Annotated in this window: 15 protein-coding genes; 11 read left to right on the top strand and 4 right to left on the bottom strand. The window is 65.6% G+C overall.

Features of this window, described 5'->3' with window-relative positions; translation table 11 throughout:
• Positions 1-47: 47 nt before the first annotated feature.
• Entirely contained in the window at positions 48-524 is a 477-nt protein-coding gene (locus tag QX039_RS09625; protein ID WP_315715766.1) for a phasin, read from the bottom strand.
• Positions 525-712: 188 nt separating this feature from the next.
• Entirely contained in the window at positions 713-1,483 is a 771-nt protein-coding gene (locus tag QX039_RS09620) for a hypothetical protein (RefSeq protein WP_315772468.1), read from the bottom strand.
• Positions 1,484-1,629: 146 nt separating this feature from the next.
• On the opposite strand from QX039_RS09620, the gene QX039_RS09615 reads away from it, so the two are divergent.
• On the top strand, positions 1,630-2,550 hold the full coding sequence (locus QX039_RS09615) for an alpha/beta hydrolase (protein ID WP_315772466.1): 921 nt from the start codon (positions 1,630-1,632) through the stop codon (positions 2,548-2,550).
• Between the two features lie 106 nt (positions 2,551-2,656).
• On the opposite strand, the gene QX039_RS09610 is transcribed toward QX039_RS09615, so the two are convergent.
• Positions 2,657-3,661 carry an alpha/beta hydrolase gene (locus tag QX039_RS09610; protein WP_315772464.1) on the bottom strand — a complete coding sequence of 335 codons (1,005 nt, stop codon included), beginning with the start codon at positions 3,659-3,661 and terminating at the stop codon, positions 2,657-2,659.
• A gap of 139 nt (positions 3,662-3,800) precedes the next feature.
• Positions 3,801-4,061: a DUF6489 family protein gene (locus tag QX039_RS09605; RefSeq protein ID WP_315715763.1), complete on the bottom strand. Its 261-nt coding sequence runs from the start codon at positions 4,059-4,061 to the stop codon at positions 3,801-3,803.
• A gap of 522 nt (positions 4,062-4,583) precedes the next feature.
• On the opposite strand from QX039_RS09605, the gene QX039_RS09600 reads away from it, so the two are divergent.
• The 10 genes from QX039_RS09600 (at position 4,584) to QX039_RS09555 (ending at position 16,680) form a co-directional block, all read left to right on the top strand.
• A complete protein-coding gene (locus QX039_RS09600; RefSeq protein WP_315737203.1) occupies positions 4,584-6,179 on the top strand; it encodes an ABC transporter substrate-binding protein in 1,596 nt (531 codons plus the stop codon).
• Positions 6,180-6,287: 108 nt separating this feature from the next.
• Positions 6,288-7,268 carry an ABC transporter permease gene (locus QX039_RS09595; RefSeq protein ID WP_315737202.1) on the top strand — a complete coding sequence of 327 codons (981 nt, stop codon included), beginning with the start codon at positions 6,288-6,290 and terminating at the stop codon, positions 7,266-7,268.
• Positions 7,269-7,270: 2 nt separating this feature from the next.
• Positions 7,271-8,233, top strand: a complete 963-nt coding sequence (locus tag QX039_RS09590) for an ABC transporter permease (RefSeq protein WP_315772462.1) — start codon at positions 7,271-7,273, stop codon at positions 8,231-8,233.
• Between the two features lie 34 nt (positions 8,234-8,267).
• Complete coding sequence (locus tag QX039_RS09585; protein ID WP_315772460.1) at positions 8,268-9,251, top strand: ABC transporter ATP-binding protein; 984 nt, start codon at positions 8,268-8,270, stop codon at positions 9,249-9,251.
• Positions 9,248-10,243 (top strand): oligopeptide/dipeptide ABC transporter ATP-binding protein, encoded by a 996-nt coding sequence (locus QX039_RS09580; RefSeq protein WP_315772458.1) that lies wholly within the window; start codon positions 9,248-9,250, stop codon positions 10,241-10,243. Before QX039_RS09585 ends, QX039_RS09580 begins: the two co-directional genes overlap by 4 nt.
• Positions 10,244-10,390: 147 nt before the next feature.
• Positions 10,391-12,193, top strand: coding sequence for a gamma-glutamyltransferase family protein (locus QX039_RS09575; RefSeq protein ID WP_315772457.1), 1,803 nt, complete (start codon positions 10,391-10,393; stop codon positions 12,191-12,193).
• Positions 12,194-12,208: 15 nt separating this feature from the next.
• The gene (locus tag QX039_RS09570; RefSeq protein ID WP_315737197.1) at positions 12,209-12,919 is read left to right on the top strand and encodes a DUF1028 domain-containing protein; all 711 of its coding nucleotides are present in this window, start codon (positions 12,209-12,211) and stop codon (positions 12,917-12,919) included.
• 84 nt (positions 12,920-13,003) lie between these two features.
• Complete coding sequence (locus tag QX039_RS09565) at positions 13,004-14,515, top strand: ABC transporter substrate-binding protein (protein ID WP_315772564.1); 1,512 nt, start codon at positions 13,004-13,006, stop codon at positions 14,513-14,515.
• A 328-nt stretch (positions 14,516-14,843) separates the two neighbouring features.
• Positions 14,844-15,785, top strand: a complete 942-nt coding sequence (locus QX039_RS09560) for an ABC transporter permease (protein ID WP_315737195.1) — start codon at positions 14,844-14,846, stop codon at positions 15,783-15,785.
• Positions 15,786-15,849: 64 nt separating this feature from the next.
• Positions 15,850-16,680, top strand: coding sequence for an ABC transporter permease (locus tag QX039_RS09555; protein ID WP_315737713.1), 831 nt, complete (start codon positions 15,850-15,852; stop codon positions 16,678-16,680).
• The last annotated feature ends 1 nt before the right edge of the window (position 16,681 follow it).

Raw genomic sequence — 16,681 nt, 5'->3', positions numbered from 1 at the left:
GCACGATGCGGGCCTTGCAGGTTGATCGTCTGACGCGCGAGACGCGCTCAGGCGGTCTTGTTGTAGGCCTTGGCCATGTTCTCCTGGGCGAGCTTGGCACCCTCGGTGACGAGCTTGCCGACATACTCGCTGGTCGACTTGGCGCGCGCGACGAGCGCCTCGCCACGGGCACGGGCCAGCTCACCCTGGATCTGAACGGCCTCGCTGATCGACTTGGCGGACGCCAGCCGGTCGATGCCGTCGAAGAAGGCCTCGGTGTCCTGATACAGCGCCTGCTGAATGTTGCGGCTGATCTTGCCGGCCTCGGTCACGCCGTCGAACACAGCGGTCTCGATCGCCGACGTCACCTTCTCGGAGCCAGCGAGGGCCTCCGCAGCGCGCTCCTTGGCGGTCGACGCGGTCTTCTTGACGAACTCCCGCGCGGACTCCGGCACTTCCATCGTCTGCAGGTTCTTGAACGCGTCGGTCACCGGTGCAAAGGCATCCTTGACGGTGTCGAACACGGTATTGGTCTCGGTGGTCATGGCTGTCTCCATCCTCAATGGTTCTGAGCTATGGGCTCACTCCGTCCCTTATGAAACCGGAGTGGCTCAGCTATATCATTCCGAATGGTGCGTCGCAACATAAATGTTGCAATGCACCATCTTGGGATAAGAGGTAAGGACTCGCCACCTCAGAGCGCCCCGCGCAAGTCGGGGCGTTCGGGCGACCCTCAGTGCTCGGCAGGGGCGCCGCCGTGCTTCTTGTTGCGGTTCTTCCCCGACCGGGCCGGCTCGGCCGGCTTTGGAGCCGCATCATCAGCCTTGGGCGCGGCGTCGACCGGCTGCGACGGCTTCATCGTGTCGAGCATGGCCCGGATCTCGCGCAACTCTGCCTCGATCGCGACAGTCGGTGACGGATCGGGTATTTTGGCAGCGTTCAGCGCCTGGTCGAGCAATGCTTTGATCTCGCTCAACTGGGGCGTGACGTCGACGGCGGGTTTTGCCGCCGGTTGCGGAGCCTTGGTTGCGGCAAGAAGCTCGTTGAGCAAGTCCTTGATCCCCTTCAAGTCCGGCGTGACGTCGCGCGGCGGCGCCACGACTGGCGCGGCCGCCTTGGACGCGGAGAGAAGCGAATCGAGCATGCTCTTGATCTCGTTCAACTGCGGAGCGGGATCGGCGGGCGCCTTCGCAGGCACCTGTGTGGAAGCCAGCAGCTCCTTCAACAGCGCCCGTGTCTCCGCCAGCTCGCCCTCGATGGAGGCGAGCCGCTCATTCAAGGCGGTGAGCTGACCACGGCTCGGCACGTTCATGCCGGCGAAGTAGTTTTCCATCAGATCGACCATGGGCTTCTGTCCGTTTCCTGAACCAGTTGCGGGATCATTGGAGGATGGACGGGGCGTCACGCCCATCGGGCGCAGCCGCGTGAAGGCGCTGAAGCTCCTCTGCATCTCACCGACCATCTGCTGCCAGAATGCGATCGGGTCGCCGGATTTGTTCGCCATCGGCACGCTCCTTCAGACCAACACAAGACTCAAACACAATCTCTCATAGCATGCCTTCGTTGCGGTGCGGGAGAACTTGTAGTTTGCTTCTCTCAAGCAACAGACCCATGCCATAGAGGGTTCCAAGGCTTTGAACGAGGGATCAAGTGACTGCAACTGCTCATCAGCTGCCGCAGACTGTGCGCGCCAACGGTATCGACATCTGCTATGAGATCTTCGGCGACCCGGCTGCCCCTCCCCTCGTGTTGATCATGGGCCTCGGCGGGCAGATGATCATCTGGTATGATGAGTTCTGCGAACAGCTCGCAAGCCGCGGCTTCCGCGTGATCCGCTTCGACAACCGCGACATCGGCCAGTCGAGCAAGCTGCATGGCGGTCGCCGGTTGACGCCGTTCGAGCTGATCAAGCTGCGCTTCTTCAACATTCCCGTCTCCGCACCCTACAAGCTGCTCGACATGGCCAAGGACACGGTCGGCCTGATGGACGCGCTCGACATCAAGTCGGTGCATCTGGTCGGCGCCTCGATGGGCGGCATGATCGCGCAGGAGATCGCGATCTCCTTTCCGCATCGCGTGCGCTCGCTGACGTCGATCATGTCGACGACCGGCAATCCGCGCATCCCGCCGCCGACGCGCGAGGTCGCGATGCTGCTGATGGCGCCGCCGCCGAAGACCAAGGACGAGTACATCAAGCGCTTCCAGAAGACCTGGAAGGCGCTGCGCGTCGGCTCATTTCCCGAGGACGAGGCAAGTGACGTGGCGCTCGCCGAACGCTGCTTCGCGCGCGGCATCAATCCCGCCGGCGTCGGACGTCAGTTGCGCGCGATCCTGGCCTCCGGCAGCCGCAAGCCGCGGCTGCATCTGGTGACGGCGCCGACACTCGTGATCCACGGCAAGGTCGACCCGCTGGTCCATCCCACCGCCGGCAAGGACACCGCGGAGTCGATTCCAAATGCCAAGCTCCTGATGATCGACGGCATGGGCCACGCCACTCCGCGGCCGATGTGGCCGCAGATCATCGACGCGATCGCCGAGCACGCGCACGGCGCGAATGCGCAGGCGGCTTAGGAGAGCCGACGCGCTGCGTCGGCAGGCTTGACGACACCTGTTGTTGTTTGTTGTTTGGCTCGGCCGCAGCCTCTCACTCGGACGTGCAATCTGCCTCGGCCGTTCTTCAACCGAACCGTCGCCGCCGCCATTCGATCAGCTTGGCGCTGACCTCCGCGGGCTGCTCCTGCTGCGTCCAATGGCCGCTGTCGCGGACGAGATGTTTCTCCAGGTCCGGCACCAGCTTCTCCATGCCGTCAGCGGCCGAGGGCGGCAGCACGGCGTCGTTCTCCGCCATGATCATCAGTGCCGGCACCCGCACCGTATGATCGAGCCCTTCCGAGCGCTGCCAGTTCCGTGTCATGTTGCGATACCAGTTGATGCCGCCGGTGAAGCCGGTGCGTGTGAAGGTGTCGACGAACACCTGCTTCTCCGCCTCCGACAGGATCGGCTGCCGCATGTCCTTGGCGGCGTCATAGGCCGCGATCATCTGTGGGAACGCCAGGTTGAGCGATGGCGAGGCTGCGATCCAGCCGGCCGGCGGCTCCGTCGGCGGCGCATCGCTGCGCGGCAGCGGCTTGCGCATGAAGGCATCGAAGGTCTCCGCGACGCGGCTGCCGAAGATGCGATCCGGCTCGCGTGCGGGATCCTGGAACTGCACGATGTACATCATGTCGCCGAACCGCTTACGCATGATGGCAATGGGATCAGCGGGCGCGCGTGGCAGATGCGGCGTGTTGATGCCGACGACGCCGGCGACACGCTGCGGATAGCGCAGCGGCATCTGCCAGACGACGAAGCCGCCCCAGTCGTGACCGACGAAGATCGCCTTGTCGATCTTCAGGTGATCGAGCAGACCGACGAGGTCGGCGGTGAGATGCTCGAGATCATAGGCCTCGACCGGCTCCGGCCGGTCTGTCGCGCCATAGCCGCGCTGATCGGGTGCGATGACGCGGATGCCGGCCTCGGCCAGCGCCTTGATCTGATGCCGCCAGGAAAAGGCCAGTTCCGGCCAGCCGTGACAGAGGATCATCGGTGGCCGGTCGCTGACGGGGCCCGCCTCGTAATAGCCCATGCGGATGCCGTTGGTCGTCGCGAACTGCAGCGCCGGCATCCAAGACGGATCGGTCATGCATCCTCCCCTGAAGCTGTTCAGCCGGCATTTTTCGACCGGTCTTCGGCGTCGGCGTGGAGCCCGCTCCATGCCGTGACGTCACGCCGCTTCTCTTCGGAGTTCCGCACAAGCGAAACCCGCGCAGCCGCCGGCCGCGTCAGGCCGACTTCTTGTCGTTCGAGCGGCTGCCGCCGAGGCCCGTCATGGTCAGCATCAGGTCCTGAAACCGTTCGGCCAGGCGGGGATCGAAGGTGAACCAGCTCTGCATGATGGCTTCGGGCGTCAGCTTGTCGATGTTGCTCGTCATCTGGTTCTGCAGCCGGTCCATGACCGCGGCCTGCATCGGACCGACATCGGGAAGTCCGAAAAACTGCCGCGCTTCGAGCGGTGTGCAATCGATCTCGATATTGACTTTCATGTCCGCTCCGCTGTTCGAACCATCCCGACGCGAGCCCCGGGCCGGGCTCCCTTCACCAGGAACGCCCATCCCGGACTCGCGGCAGGGGGTGTCAGTATCACCGCGCCGCCCCCCCTCTAGCAAGCGGCGCGTTGCTGCAGGTGCGCAATTCCCGGGACATGGTCAATCCGGAGCCTTCCGCCCCATCCCGGACGCCGCCTCTCGCGTGCGCCGCACAGCGGCGGCGGGGGATAACCATATCGTTTAGGCTTAAACAAACTGCACTTGTGTGCCGCCGCTGAACTCTGGCAACATATTCGGATCGATCTGCCGCGGGTCGTACGGCGCACCGCCAGGCCAGAGCCAACGGGATCAGTTCATTCCGGCGCGGCATCAGACTTGCAAGCATATCGCCCGGCGTCTTGTTGCTTCTTGAAGTTCGTGCAAGAGGCGCTGCAGAAATCACGAACTTCGAAGCAAGGCAGGCCGGACACAATCGCGCCTGCCGAGAAAACAAGCGTCAAACGCGGAGAATTTGAACATATGTCGGGACGCAAATCCCTGCTCATCGCGGCAGCGGTCGCATTCGGCCTCGCCGTCATGCCGGCCTCGGCCCAGACCCTGCGCTACGCCAACCAGGGCACCCTGAAGTCGCTCGATCCCTATACCTTCAAGGAATCGACCACGATTGCGCACCATGCCCACGTCTATGAGGGACTGACCGCGCGCGACAAGGACCTGAAGATCGTCCCCGCGCTGGCCGAGAGCTGGGAAACGCCCGAGCCGACCCGCTGGCGCTTCCATCTGCGCAAGGGCGTCAAGTTCCACAATGGCGAACCCTTCACCGCCGACGACGTGATCTTCTCCGCCGATCGCGTCCGCGCCACCGGCTCCAACTTCCTCTCCAACGTTCCGCCGGACGCAAAATTCATCAAGGTCGACGACTACACCGTCGACGTGAAGCTCGATGCCCCCAATCCCATCCTGATCTCGCAATGGGATACGTGGTACATCATGAGCAAGAAGTGGTGCGAGGACAACAACTCGGTCGCGCCGACGCCGGTGTCGGCAACCACGCCGAGCTACGCCGCGCTGCATGAGAACGGCACCGGCCCCTTCATCATCGAGAGCCATCAGCCCGGTGTGAAGACCGTGTTCAAGGTCAATCCGAACTGGTGGGGCAAGCCCGAGCACAATCTGAAGGAGATCGTGTTCACCACCATCGCCTCCGACGCCACGCGCGTCGCCGCGCTGCTGTCCGGCGAGGTCGACATCATCGAGCCGGTTCCGGTGCAGGACATCGGCCGCGTCGATTCGAGCCCGAACGCCCAGGTCCTGAAGGGGCCCGAGCTGCGCACGATCTTTCTCGGCATGGACGAGACCCGTGACGAGCTGCTCTACTCCAACGTCAAGGGCAAGAACCCGTTCAAGGACATCCGCGTCCGCGAGGCCTTCTACAAGGCCATCGACATCGAGCTGATCAAGACCCGCGTCATGCGCGGCCTGTCGACGCCGTCGGCGCTGATGATCGCGCCGCAGCTCTATGCGCTGTCGAAGGAGTTCACGCGGCCGAAATACGATCCCGACGCGGCCAAGAAGCTGCTGACGGAGGCCGGCTATCCCGACGGCTTCGAGGTCGGCATGGACTGCCCCAACGACCGCTACGTCAACGACGCCGCGATCTGCCAGGCCGTCGTCGGCATGCTCGCGCGCATCGGGGTCAAGGTGAACCTGAATGCGCAGCCCAAGGCGCAGTACTTCGCCAAGGTGCTGAAGCCCGGCGGCTACAACACGTCGTTCTTCCTGCTCGGCTGGACGCCGTCGTCGATGGACGCCCACAACGTGATGCACGACATCATGGGCTGCCGTGACGACGCCAAGGACGCCACCCGCGGCGAAGCCAATCTCGGCAATTACTGCAACAAGGAGTTCGACGCTCTGACCGACAAGGTCCTGGTCGAGACCGATACCGCCAAGCGCGATCAGTTGATCAAGCAGGCCTTCGAGATCGGCATCAAGGATTACGGCTACATCCCGCTGCATCAGCAGGCGGTGGCCTGGGGCGTCTCGAAGAAGGTGAAGATCCCGCTGCGCGCCGACAACGCCGTGCTGCTGTTCCTCGCCACCAAGACCGAGTAGTCCACACGCAACGACTAGTCCCGGAAAGCAGAACTGCTTTTCGGGACTTTTCATTTCCTGCGGCAAGTGCTACGCGCCGCCGCATCTCGAAGGATCTGAAAGGATCAGATGCTCGCCTTCGCGCTTCGCCGAGCAATTCAGGCCATCGGCGTCATGATCGCCGTCGGAATCATCGCGTTCGCCATGTTCCGCTTCGCCGGAGATCCGGTGAGCCAGATCGTGCCGATCGACGCGTCGGCCGCGGAACGGGCCAGCATCCGCCAGTCGCTCGGCCTCGACGATCCCTTCATCGTCCAGTTCGGCCGTTATCTGTTCGACGCGGCGCAGTTCAAGTTCGGCGTCTCCTATCAGTTCCGGCAGCCGGTCTCCGATCTGCTCAAGGAGCGCATGCCGGCGACGCTGGAGCTCGCGATCTGCGCGACGATCCTGGCGCTGTTCTTCGGCATCCTGATGGGCGTGTTCTCGGCGCTGCACCGCGACTCCCTGCTCGCCAAGCTGTTCCAGATGGTATCGCTGATCGGCATCTCCTTGCCGACCTTCCTGATCGGCATCCTCCTGATCTATCTGTTCTCGGTCACGCTGGGCTGGCTGCCGTCGTTCGGCCGCGGCGACACCGTCAGGCTCGGCTGGTGGACATCAGGCCTGTTCACCGTCTCAGGCTGGAAGGCGCTGATCATGCCCTCGATCACGCTCGGCCTGTTCCAGATGACCTTGATCATGCGGCTGGTCCGCGCCGAGATGCTCGAGGTGCTGCGCACCGACTACATCCGCTTCGCCCGCGCCCGCGGGCTGACCACGCGCGCGATTCATTTCGGCCATGCGCTGCGCAACACGCTGGTGCCGGTGATCACCGTGGTCGGCCTGCAGTTCGGCTCGGTGATCGCGTTCTCGATCATCACCGAGCAGGTGTTCCAATGGCCGGGAATGGGCCTGTTGTTCGTGCAGGCGGTGCAGAACGTCGACATTCCGATCATGGCGGCCTACCTGATGATGGTGTCGCTGATCTTCGTCACCATCAATCTCGTGGTTGATATCCTCTACACCGTGGTCGATCCGCGCCTGCGCGCGACCATCAGCCGGCCGGCCTGATCATGAGCGACGCAGCCCTTCCCCACCCCACGCCCGTCGAGACGCCGCGCGCCGACGGATGGCTGAAGCGTGCGCTTGCGAGCGACCTGTTCTATTCCTTCCGCCGCTCCAAGCTGACGGTCGCCGCGGCCGTGATCACGCTGTTGTTCTTCCTGCTGGCGATCTTCGCGCCGCTGCTGTCGCCGCAGAACCCGTTCGACCCGGCCCAATTGCAGCTGTTGAACTCGCGGATTTCGCCGCTATGGACCGCCGACGGACAGAGCCCGTTTTTGCTCGGCACCGACGAGCAGGGTCGCGACGTGCTCTCGGCCATCCTCTACGGCCTGCGGATTTCGCTCCTGGTCGGCGTTCTCGGCGTCGCCTTTTCCGGCGCGCTCGGCATCGGCCTCGGCCTGATCGCGGGCTATTTCGGCGGCCGGGTCGACACCGTGATCATGCGCATCGCCGACGTCCAGCTCACCTTTCCGCCGATCCTGATCGCTTTGCTGGTCAACGGCATCGCCAAGTCGGTGTCCGGCAACCGGCTGGACTGGCTCAGCATGCTGGTCGTGCTCGTGCTGGCGATCGGCCTCTCCTTCTGGGTGCAATATGCGCGCACGGTGCGGAGCTCAGTGCTGGTCGAGAAGAACAAGGACTACGTCGCCGCAGCTCAGCTGATCGGCCTGCCCGCGCCGGTCATCATGCTGCGCCACGTGCTGCCCAACACCACCGGTCCCGTGCTGGTGATCGCCACCATCAACCTGGCGCTGGCGATCATCACCGAGGCGACCTTGTCGTTCCTCGGCTCGGGCATGCCCGAAACGATGCCCTCGCTCGGGACCCTGATCCGGATCGGCAACAACTATCTGTTCGCCGGCGAATGGTGGATCGTCGCCTTCCCCGGCATCGCTTTGGCCGGACTGATCCTCGCCATCAACCTGCTCGGCGACTGGCTGCGCGACGCCCTCAACCCGAAACTGCGGTGACCCGCGTGAATGCGTCCTTCCAAGGCTTGAGCTCATGACCGCCCCCGTTCTGTCCGTGCGCAACCTGCAGGTCGAGTTCGCGACCCGGCGCGGCACCCTGCGCGCGATCGACGGCGTCTCCTACGACATCGCCAAGGGCGAGGTGCTCGGCGTCGTCGGCGAATCCGGTGCCGGCAAATCCGTCACCGGCCTCGCCGTGATCGGCCTGATCGATCCCCCGGGCCGCATCTCCGGCGGCGAGATCCAGCTCTCCGGCCTGCGGATCGACAACCTGCCGCCGGAGGAGATGCGCAAGGTGCGCGGCAAGCGCATCGGCATGATCTTCCAGGATCCGCTGACCTCGCTCAATCCGCTGTATCGCGTCGGCGACCAGATCATCGAGACCATCAGGACCCACACCAACCTCACCGAGCAGCAGGCGCGCAAGCGCGCCATCGACCTGCTCGCCGAGGTCGGCATATCGGCGCCCGAGAAGCGCATCGACGGCTATCCGCACGAATTCTCCGGCGGCATGCGCCAGCGCGTCGTGATCGCGCTGGCGCTGTGCGCCGAGCCGGAGCTGATCATCGCCGACGAGCCGACCACCGCGCTCGACGTTTCCGTGCAGGCGCAGATCATCTCGCTGATCAAGCGGCTCGGCCGCGACCACGGCACCGCCGTGATGCTGGTGACCCACGACATGGGCGTGATCGCCGAGACCTGCGACCGCGTCGCGGTGATGTATGCCGGCCGCGTGGCCGAGATCGGCCCGGTGCAGGAGGTGATCCAGAACCCGCTGCACCCCTATGCCAAGGGCCTGATGGGTGCGATCCCGACACTCGCGGGCGAGGAGAAGCGGCTGGTGCAGATCCCAGGCTCGATGCCGCGACTGTCCGCGATCCCGCCCGGCTGCTCGTTCAATCCGCGCTGCAGCTTCGCCTTCGACCGCTGCCGCGTCGACCGGCCGGAGCCGCTGCGCCAGGGCACGCAGGCCGTCGCCTGTCACCTCTATAATCGCGCGACGGAGACCGCGGCATGACCGATTTCGTCGAGGTCAAGAACCTGCGCCGGGTGTTCGACGTCTCGAAACCCTGGCTCAACCGCGTGATCGAGCGTCAGCCGCAGGAGTTCCTGAAGGCGGTCGACGGCGTCAGCTTCGGCATCAGGAAGGGCGAGACCTTCGCGCTGGTCGGTGAATCCGGCTCGGGCAAGACCACGGTCGCGCGCATGGTGGTCGGGCTGCTGGCGCCGACGTCGGGCGAGGTGATCATCGACGACGTGTCGATGAGCGATGCGCGCCAGGCCCAGGTGCGGCGCACGCTGCGCCGCCGCATCCAGATGGTGTTTCAGGATCCTTACGCGAGCCTCAATCCGCGCTTCCGCGTCGATAGCATCATCGCCGAGCCGATCCGCGCCTTTGACATCATCGAGGGTGAGCGCCAGATCAAGGACCGCGTCGGCGAGCTGCTGACCCTGGTCGGCCTGCATCCCGACGACGGCCAGAAGTTTCCGCACGAATTCTCCGGCGGCCAGCGCCAGCGCATCGCCATCGCGCGCGCGCTCGCCTCGGAGGCCGAGTTCATCGTCTGCGACGAGCCGACCTCGGCGCTCGACGTCTCCGTGCAGGCGCAGATCCTCAATCTGATGCGCGACCTGCAGGACAAGTTCGGCCTGACCTATCTGTTCATCAGCCACAATCTCGCGGTCGTGCGCCACATGGCGAGCCGCATCGGCGTGATGTATCTCGGCCGCATCGTCGAGATCGCGGACGGCCGCACGCTGTTCAGCGATCCGCGCATGCCCTACACCAAGATGCTGCTCGGCGCAGTGCCGGACCTGTCGATGTCCGGCCGCCAGCGCATTCCGGTCAAGGGCGAGATCCCGAACCCGATCAACCCGCCTCCGGGCTGCACCTTCAACCCACGCTGTCCCCTTGCATTCGATCTGTGCCGGCAGCAGGCGCCCGAGCTGATCGGCGGCGTTGCCTGCCATGCGGTGAACCAGCCGGCTGCAGCCGCTGTGCCGGCCTGAGTTGTGATGAGCGATGAGGCGAAATTTGAATGGGTCGTCATTGCGGGGAGCGAAGCGACGAAGCAATCCAGGGCGTCATCCACGGTCCTGGATTGCTTCGCTTTCGCTCGCAATGACGGCGACTCGATAGGATAGGCAAAGCCAGCAATGAGCTTCATCAACCCCGATCCCTTCACGACCCGCCCCGAGATCGACGGCACCTTCGGCGTCGTCACCTCGACGCACTGGCTGGCCACCGCCGTCGGCATGGCGATGCTGGAGCGCGGCGGCAACGCCTTCGATGCCGGCGTCGCGGCGGCCTTCACCCTGCAGGTGGTGGAGCCGCATCTGAACGGTCCCGGCGGCGACGTGCCGATCATCCTGCACGACGTCAGACGCGGACGCACCGAGGTCATCTGCGGCCAGGGCCCGGCGCCATCAGGCGCCACCATTGCGCACTACAAGCGCGAGGGCCTCGACATGGTGCCCGGCACCGGCCTGCTCGCGGCCTGCGTGCCCGGCACCTTCGAGTCCTGGATGCTGCTGCTGCGCGACTATGGCACGATGCGGCTGCGCGACGTGCTGGAACCGGCGATATCCTACGCGCGCGACGGCTATCCGCTGGTCGAGCGCGTCTCCGCGACGATCCAGACCGTCGAGCAGCTGTTCAAGACGCATTGGCCGACCTCGGCCGCGCTCTATCTGCCCAATGGCGAGGTGCCGAGGCCGGGCACGCTGTTCACCAATCCACAGCTCGCGGAAACCTACGCGCGCATCCTGAGTGAAGGCGAAAGCGCGGGTGCTGATCGCGACGCGCAGATCGAGCGCGCGCGCAAGGCCTGGTCGCAGGGCTTCGTCGCCGAGGCGATCGACCGCTTCTGCCGGACGCAGGAAGTGATGGACGTCTCGGGTTCGCGCCATAAGGGCGTGCTCACGGCCGACGACATGGCGCGCTGGCAGCCGACCATCGAGGTGCCGCCGACCTACGACTACGGCCGCTACACCGTGTGCAAGGCCGGCGTCTGGAGCCAGGGCCCGGTGCTGCTGCAGCAGCTCGCACTGCTCAAGGGCTTTGCGCTCGACGGCCTCGATCCGACCGGACCCGACTTCATCCATTGGCAGATCGAAGCGGCGAAGCTTGCGTTCGCTGACCGCGAGGCATTCTACGGCGATCCGAAGTTTGCCGACATCCCGATCGGCACGCTGCTGTCCGATGCCTACAACGACGAGCGGCGCAAGCTGATCACCGACAAGGCCTCGCTCGAGCTGCGTCCCGGCACGCTCGACGGCTACGGCGCCAAGGTGAAGCTGCGCGAGGCCCAAGGCCACCGCGAGGCCGTCGGCGCAATGGGCTCGGGCGAGCCGACCGTCGGCCGCTTCGGCGAGGTGCGCGGCGACACCGTGCATTTCGACATCATCGATTCCCAAGGCAACATGATCTCGGCCACGCCGTCCGGCGGCTGGCTGCAATCATCGCCGGTCATCCCCGAGCTCGGCTTCTGCCTGGGGACTCGCGCGCAGATGTTCTGGCTGGAGGAGGATCATCCAGCCGCGCTGGTGCCGGGCAAGCGGCCGCGCACCACGCTGTCGCCGACCATGGCGCTGCGCGACGGCGAGCCCTACGTCGCCTGGGGCTCGCCCGGCGGCGACCAGCAGGACCAGTGGAACACGCAGTTCTTCCTGCGCCACGTCCATGCCGGCATGAACCTGCAAGAGTCGATCGACGCGCCGGCGTGGCACTCCGAGCATTTCCCGATCTCGTTCTGGCCGCGCACCGCGCGCCCCGGCGTGCTCGTGGTCGAGGGCCGCGTGCCCAAGGCGACCGTCGAGGAGCTGCGCCGCCGCGGCCATGTGGTCGAAGTCGGCCCCGACTGGTCGGAGGGCCGCCTCACCGCGGCCTCCCGCGTGGGCCGCCGCCGCCGCGCCGCTGCCAATCCGCGGGGCATGCAGGGTTACGCGGCCGGACGATAAGAGAGCGACGCGACGATGACCTGGTCGATCATTGCCAAGGACGATCTCACCGGCCAGATCGGCATCGCCGTCGCCACCCGCTTCTTCGCCGTCGGCGCGCGCGTGCCCTTCATCGTCGCCGGCCACGGCGGCATCGCCACCCAGGCGCTGGTCAATCCCTATTACGGCATCGACGGCGTCACGCTGCTGCGCGACGGCCGGCATCCGCGCGAGATCGTGCAACTGCTGACATCTGCCGATCCCGGCCGCGAGAGCCGCCAGCTCCACATCCTCGATCGCAACGGCCAGATTGCCGCCCACACCGGCCGCGACTGCATCGATTGGTGCGGCCATCTCGAAGGCCGGGGCTTTTCAATTGCCGGCAACATGCTGGCCGGCCCACAAGTGCTGAACGAGACCGCGAACGCCTTTCTCGCCAACAGCGCTCTGCCCCTCGCCCTACGCCTGATCGCCGCCATGAAGGCCGGCGAGGCCGCCGGCGGCGACAAGCGCGGCAAACAGTCCGCTGCCCTCCTCGTCCACGGCAAGGAGGAATGGTCCGAGCTCGATCTGCGCGTCGACGATCACCCCGATCCGCTGGCAGAGCTCGAACGACTGGAGAGCGTCAGCCGCAAGCATTGGGCCGTATTCCGGCAGTTCATGCCGACGCGCGACAATCCTGCAGGGATCACGGATCGCGCCACGATTGATGCCGGCATCGCCGCCGCGCTCGCGAACCAGACATGACCAAGCCGGAAGCATGGCACGTGATCGGGGTTGGTATTGATAGTGCAACAACGCAGGCTGCATTCGCGTGAGGGACATCGGATGATGAGGAACTGGTGCTTGGCCGCGGTCGCGGCCGTTGTCGTGGCCTCTTGGGGGCCGGTCGCGCAGGCGCAGACCACCTTGCGCATCGGCCTTGCCGAGGACCCCGACGTTCTCGATCCGACCATGGCCCGCACCTATGTCGGCCGCATCGTGTTCGCCGCGACCTGCGACAAGCTGTTCGACATCGACGAGAAGCTGAACATCGTGCCGCAGCTCGCACTGTCGCAGGAGAGCTCGGCCGACGGCAAGGAGGTCATCATCAAGCTGCGGCCCGGCGTGAAATTTCACGACGGCGAGCCGTTCGACGCTGAGGCCGCGAAATTCTCGCTCGACCGCCACCTCACCTTCCCCGGCTCGTTCCGCAAGCCCGAGCTGGCGTCGCTCGATCATGTCGACGTCGTCGATCCCCTGACGATCAAGCTCGTCCTGAAGGCGCCGTTCTCGCCGCTGATCGCCCAGCTCACCGACCGCGCCGGCATGATGGTGTCGCCGAAGGCCGCGAAAGAGGCCGGCGACAAGTTCGGCCTGCATCCGGTGTGCGCCGGTCCGTACAAGTTCGTCGAACGTGTCCAGCAGGACAAGATCGTATTCGAGAAGTTCGCCGACTACTGGAACAAGGACAACGTGTTCATCGACAGGATCGTCTACCAGCCGATCGTCGACGCCACCGTGCGGCTGGCGAACCTGAAATCCGGCGCGCTCGACCTGATCGAGCGCGTGCTCGCCACCGACATCAAGGACGTGCGCGCCGATTCCAGGCTCGCGCTCTCGACGGCGATCGAGCTCGGCTATCAGGGCATCACGCTCAACATCGGCAAGGACAAGGCCAAGGGTCCGCTCAGCCAGTCCGCCAAGGTGCGGCAGGCGCTCGACCTCTCGATCGATCGCGAGGCGCTCAACCAAGTCGTCTTCAACGGCGAGTTCATGCCGGGTAACCAGTGGGTCAATCCCTCGCATCCCTACTATCAGAAGGCCTTCCCGGTCCGTGCTCGCGATGTCGAGAAGGCCAAGGCGCTGCTGAAGGAGGCCGGCGTCACGCCGCCGGTCGCGGTCGACTTCATGGTGCCGAAGGGCGCCGAGACCGAGGCCGCCGCCCAGGTCGTGCAGTCGATGGCTGCCGAGGCCGGCTTTGACCTGAAGATCCGGGTCACCGAGTTGGCGACCTCGCTGAAGCAGGCCGAGGCCGGCGACTATCAGGCCTTCATGCTGTCATGGAGCGGCCGCATCGATCCCGACGGCAACAGCTACGTGTTCCTGCACCGCAACGCGCCGCAGAACTACAGCGTCTGGGCCAACGCCGAGGCCGACAAGGCGCTCAGCGACGCGCGGCTCGTGACCGACATGGCCCAGCGCAAGGCGCTCTACGAGAAACTGACGAAGCTCGAGATCGAGGATGAGCCGATCCTCTACCTCTATCACCGCCGTATCCTGATCGCCCACACAAAGAAGCTCGAAGGCTACAAGCAGATGCCGGACGGCCTGGTGCGCGTGGTCGGGCTGAAGCTGAAATGAGCGGTCGGGTGGCCTCTGTTCGCCGGGACGCGCAGCCGACGCGGCGAACTCCCTCTGCTCCCTCCCCCCTTGTGGGGGAGGGAACGCTAGGAGCGCGACCGGCATTTGATCGAACGTATCATCGCTGCACGAGGCCGTTGCCGGCACACCGAACTCACTCCGCTCCCTCCCCCCTTGTGGGGGAGGGCCGGGGTGGGGGGTGCCACGAACTCCGACCTCCCGTGGGGTACCCCCCTCCCTGTCCCTCCCCCACAAGGGGGGAGGGAACGCAGGAGGCGCGACCTGCATCCGACGGCCGACATCTTCAGCGCCGCAGGAAGAGCTGATCATGCTGACCTTCCTCGCGCGCCGCCTCGGCCAGATCATCCCGACGCTGATCTTCGTCTCCATCCTCATCTTCTCGCTGCAGCAACTCCTGCCCGGCGACCCCGCGCTGGTGATGGCCGGCGAGGAGCGCGATCCCGCGGTGATCGAGCAGATCCGCAAGCAGTATCGCCTCGACCAGCCGCTTCCGGTTCAGTACGGCTACTGGATCAAGGGCGTGCTCTCGGGCGATTTCGGCGAGTCGCTGCGCATCAAGATGCCGGTGCGCGATCTCATCCTGCAGAAGCTGCCGGTGACCCTGCAGCTCGCGTCGATGGCGATCGTGATCGCGTTCCTGATCGGCATTCCCGCCGGCATCATTTCCGCCGTGAAGCGCGGGACGGCCTGGGACTATGCCGCAAACCTGTTTGCGCTGTGGGGCATCTCGACGCCGAATTTCTGGCTCGGCATCATGCTGATCTTCCTGTTCTCGATCCAGCTCGGCTGGCTCCCCGCCTCCGGTTACGTCTCGCCCGCCGAGGACTGGCGGGCCAGCCTCGCCGCCACCATCATGCCGGCCTTCGTGCTCGGCAATGCCATCGCCGCGATCCTGATGCGCCACACCCGCAGCGCGATGCTGCAGGTTCTGAGCAGCGACTACATCCGCACCGCGCGCGCCAAGGGCATCTCCGAACGCCAGGTCATCCTCGGCCATGCGCTGCGCAACGCCTTGACGCCGGTCATCACGCTGGGCGCGCTCGAGCTCGGCACGCTGTTGTCCGGCGCGGTGCTGACCGAGCAGATCTTCTCGATCCCCGGCTTCGGCAAGCTGATCGTCGATGCCGTGTTCAATCGCGACTACGCGGTGGTGCAGGGTGTCGTGCTGGTCACCGCCACCGTCTACATCATGCTGAACCTGGTCGCCGATCTCGCCTATGTCCTCGTCAACCCGCGGCTGAGGAGCTGACATGGCCGAGACGATCCTGTCAGCTCCGCACGGAGCCCGCGCCCTCGCCCCGCTCGAACGGCCGATGCAGCGCACCCTGCGCCGCCTCGTCAAGCGCAAGGGTGCCATGGTCGGGCTCGGCCTGATCACGGTCTTCGTCCTGCTCGCCGTGCTTGCGCCGCTGGTGGCGCCCGCCGATCCCATCAAGACGAGCTGGGCGCTGGTGCGCAAGGCGCCGTCGGCGGCGCATTGGTTCGGCACCGACGATCTCGGCCGCGACGTATTGGCCCGCGTCATCTACGGCGCGCGGGCCTCGCTGCTGGCCGGTGCGATCTCCGTCGCCATTGCGCTGGCGATCGGCGTCCCCATCGGCATGCTCGCAGGCTACCGCGGCGGCTTCATCGATGCCCTGATCAGCCGCGTCACCGACGCGATGCTGGCCTGCCCGTTCCTGATCCTGGCGATCGCACTGGCGGCGTTCCTGGGGCCGAGCCTCGGCAATGCCATGATCGCGATCGGCATCTCGGCAACACCGATCTTCGTCCGGCTGACCCGCGGCGAGGTGATGAGCGTCAAGGTCGAGGAATATGTCGAAGCCGCGCGCAGCGTCGGCGACACCGACCTGCAGATCGCGGTCAGGCACATCCTGCCGAACATCATGCCGGCGCTGCTGGTGCAGGCGACCTTGTCGGTCGCCGCCGCCATCATCGCCGAGGCCGCGCTCTCGTTCCTGGGGTTGGGCCAGCAGCCGCCGGCGCCGTCCTGGGGCAGCATGCTCAACGCCGCCCAGCGCTTCCTCACCAACGCGCCATGGATGGCGATCTGGCCGGGGCTTGCGATCTTCCTCGTCGTGCTGTCGCTCAACCTCCTCGGCGACGGCCTGCGCGACGCGCTCGATCCGCAGCAGGAGCAGTGAG

Source organism: Bradyrhizobium sp. SZCCHNR1043, from assembly GCF_032489675.1.
GTDB lineage: Bacteria > Pseudomonadota > Alphaproteobacteria > Rhizobiales > Xanthobacteraceae > Bradyrhizobium.
The sequence above is the reverse complement of the archived record's forward strand: the minus strand, read 5'-3'. Positions and strand labels throughout refer to the sequence as shown.

Coding starts and splice junctions, on each gene's coding strand:
- QX039_RS09570 (WP_315737197.1), top strand. CDS start 12,209: ATGACCTGGTCGATCATTGCCAAGGACGATCTCACCGGCCAGATCGGC.
- QX039_RS09585 (WP_315772460.1), top strand. CDS start 8,268: ATGACCGCCCCCGTTCTGTCCGTGCGCAACCTGCAGGTCGAGTTCGCG.
- QX039_RS09610 (WP_315772464.1), bottom strand. CDS start 3,661: ATGACCGATCCGTCTTGGATGCCGGCGCTGCAGTTCGCGACGACCAAC.
- QX039_RS09580 (WP_315772458.1), top strand. CDS start 9,248: ATGACCGATTTCGTCGAGGTCAAGAACCTGCGCCGGGTGTTCGACGTC.
- QX039_RS09560 (WP_315737195.1), top strand. CDS start 14,844: ATGCTGACCTTCCTCGCGCGCCGCCTCGGCCAGATCATCCCGACGCTG.
- QX039_RS09575 (WP_315772457.1), top strand. CDS start 10,391: ATGAGCTTCATCAACCCCGATCCCTTCACGACCCGCCCCGAGATCGAC.
- QX039_RS09620 (WP_315772468.1), bottom strand. CDS start 1,483: ATGGCGAACAAATCCGGCGACCCGATCGCATTCTGGCAGCAGATGGTC.
- QX039_RS09595 (WP_315737202.1), top strand. CDS start 6,288: ATGCTCGCCTTCGCGCTTCGCCGAGCAATTCAGGCCATCGGCGTCATG.
- QX039_RS09600 (WP_315737203.1), top strand. CDS start 4,584: ATGTCGGGACGCAAATCCCTGCTCATCGCGGCAGCGGTCGCATTCGGC.
- QX039_RS09605 (WP_315715763.1), bottom strand. CDS start 4,061: ATGAAAGTCAATATCGAGATCGATTGCACACCGCTCGAAGCGCGGCAG.
- QX039_RS09625 (WP_315715766.1), bottom strand. CDS start 524: ATGACCACCGAGACCAATACCGTGTTCGACACCGTCAAGGATGCCTTT.
- QX039_RS09590 (WP_315772462.1), top strand. CDS start 7,271: ATGAGCGACGCAGCCCTTCCCCACCCCACGCCCGTCGAGACGCCGCGC.
- QX039_RS09565 (WP_315772564.1), top strand. CDS start 13,004: ATGAGGAACTGGTGCTTGGCCGCGGTCGCGGCCGTTGTCGTGGCCTCT.
- QX039_RS09555 (WP_315737713.1), top strand. CDS start 15,850: ATGCAGCGCACCCTGCGCCGCCTCGTCAAGCGCAAGGGTGCCATGGTC.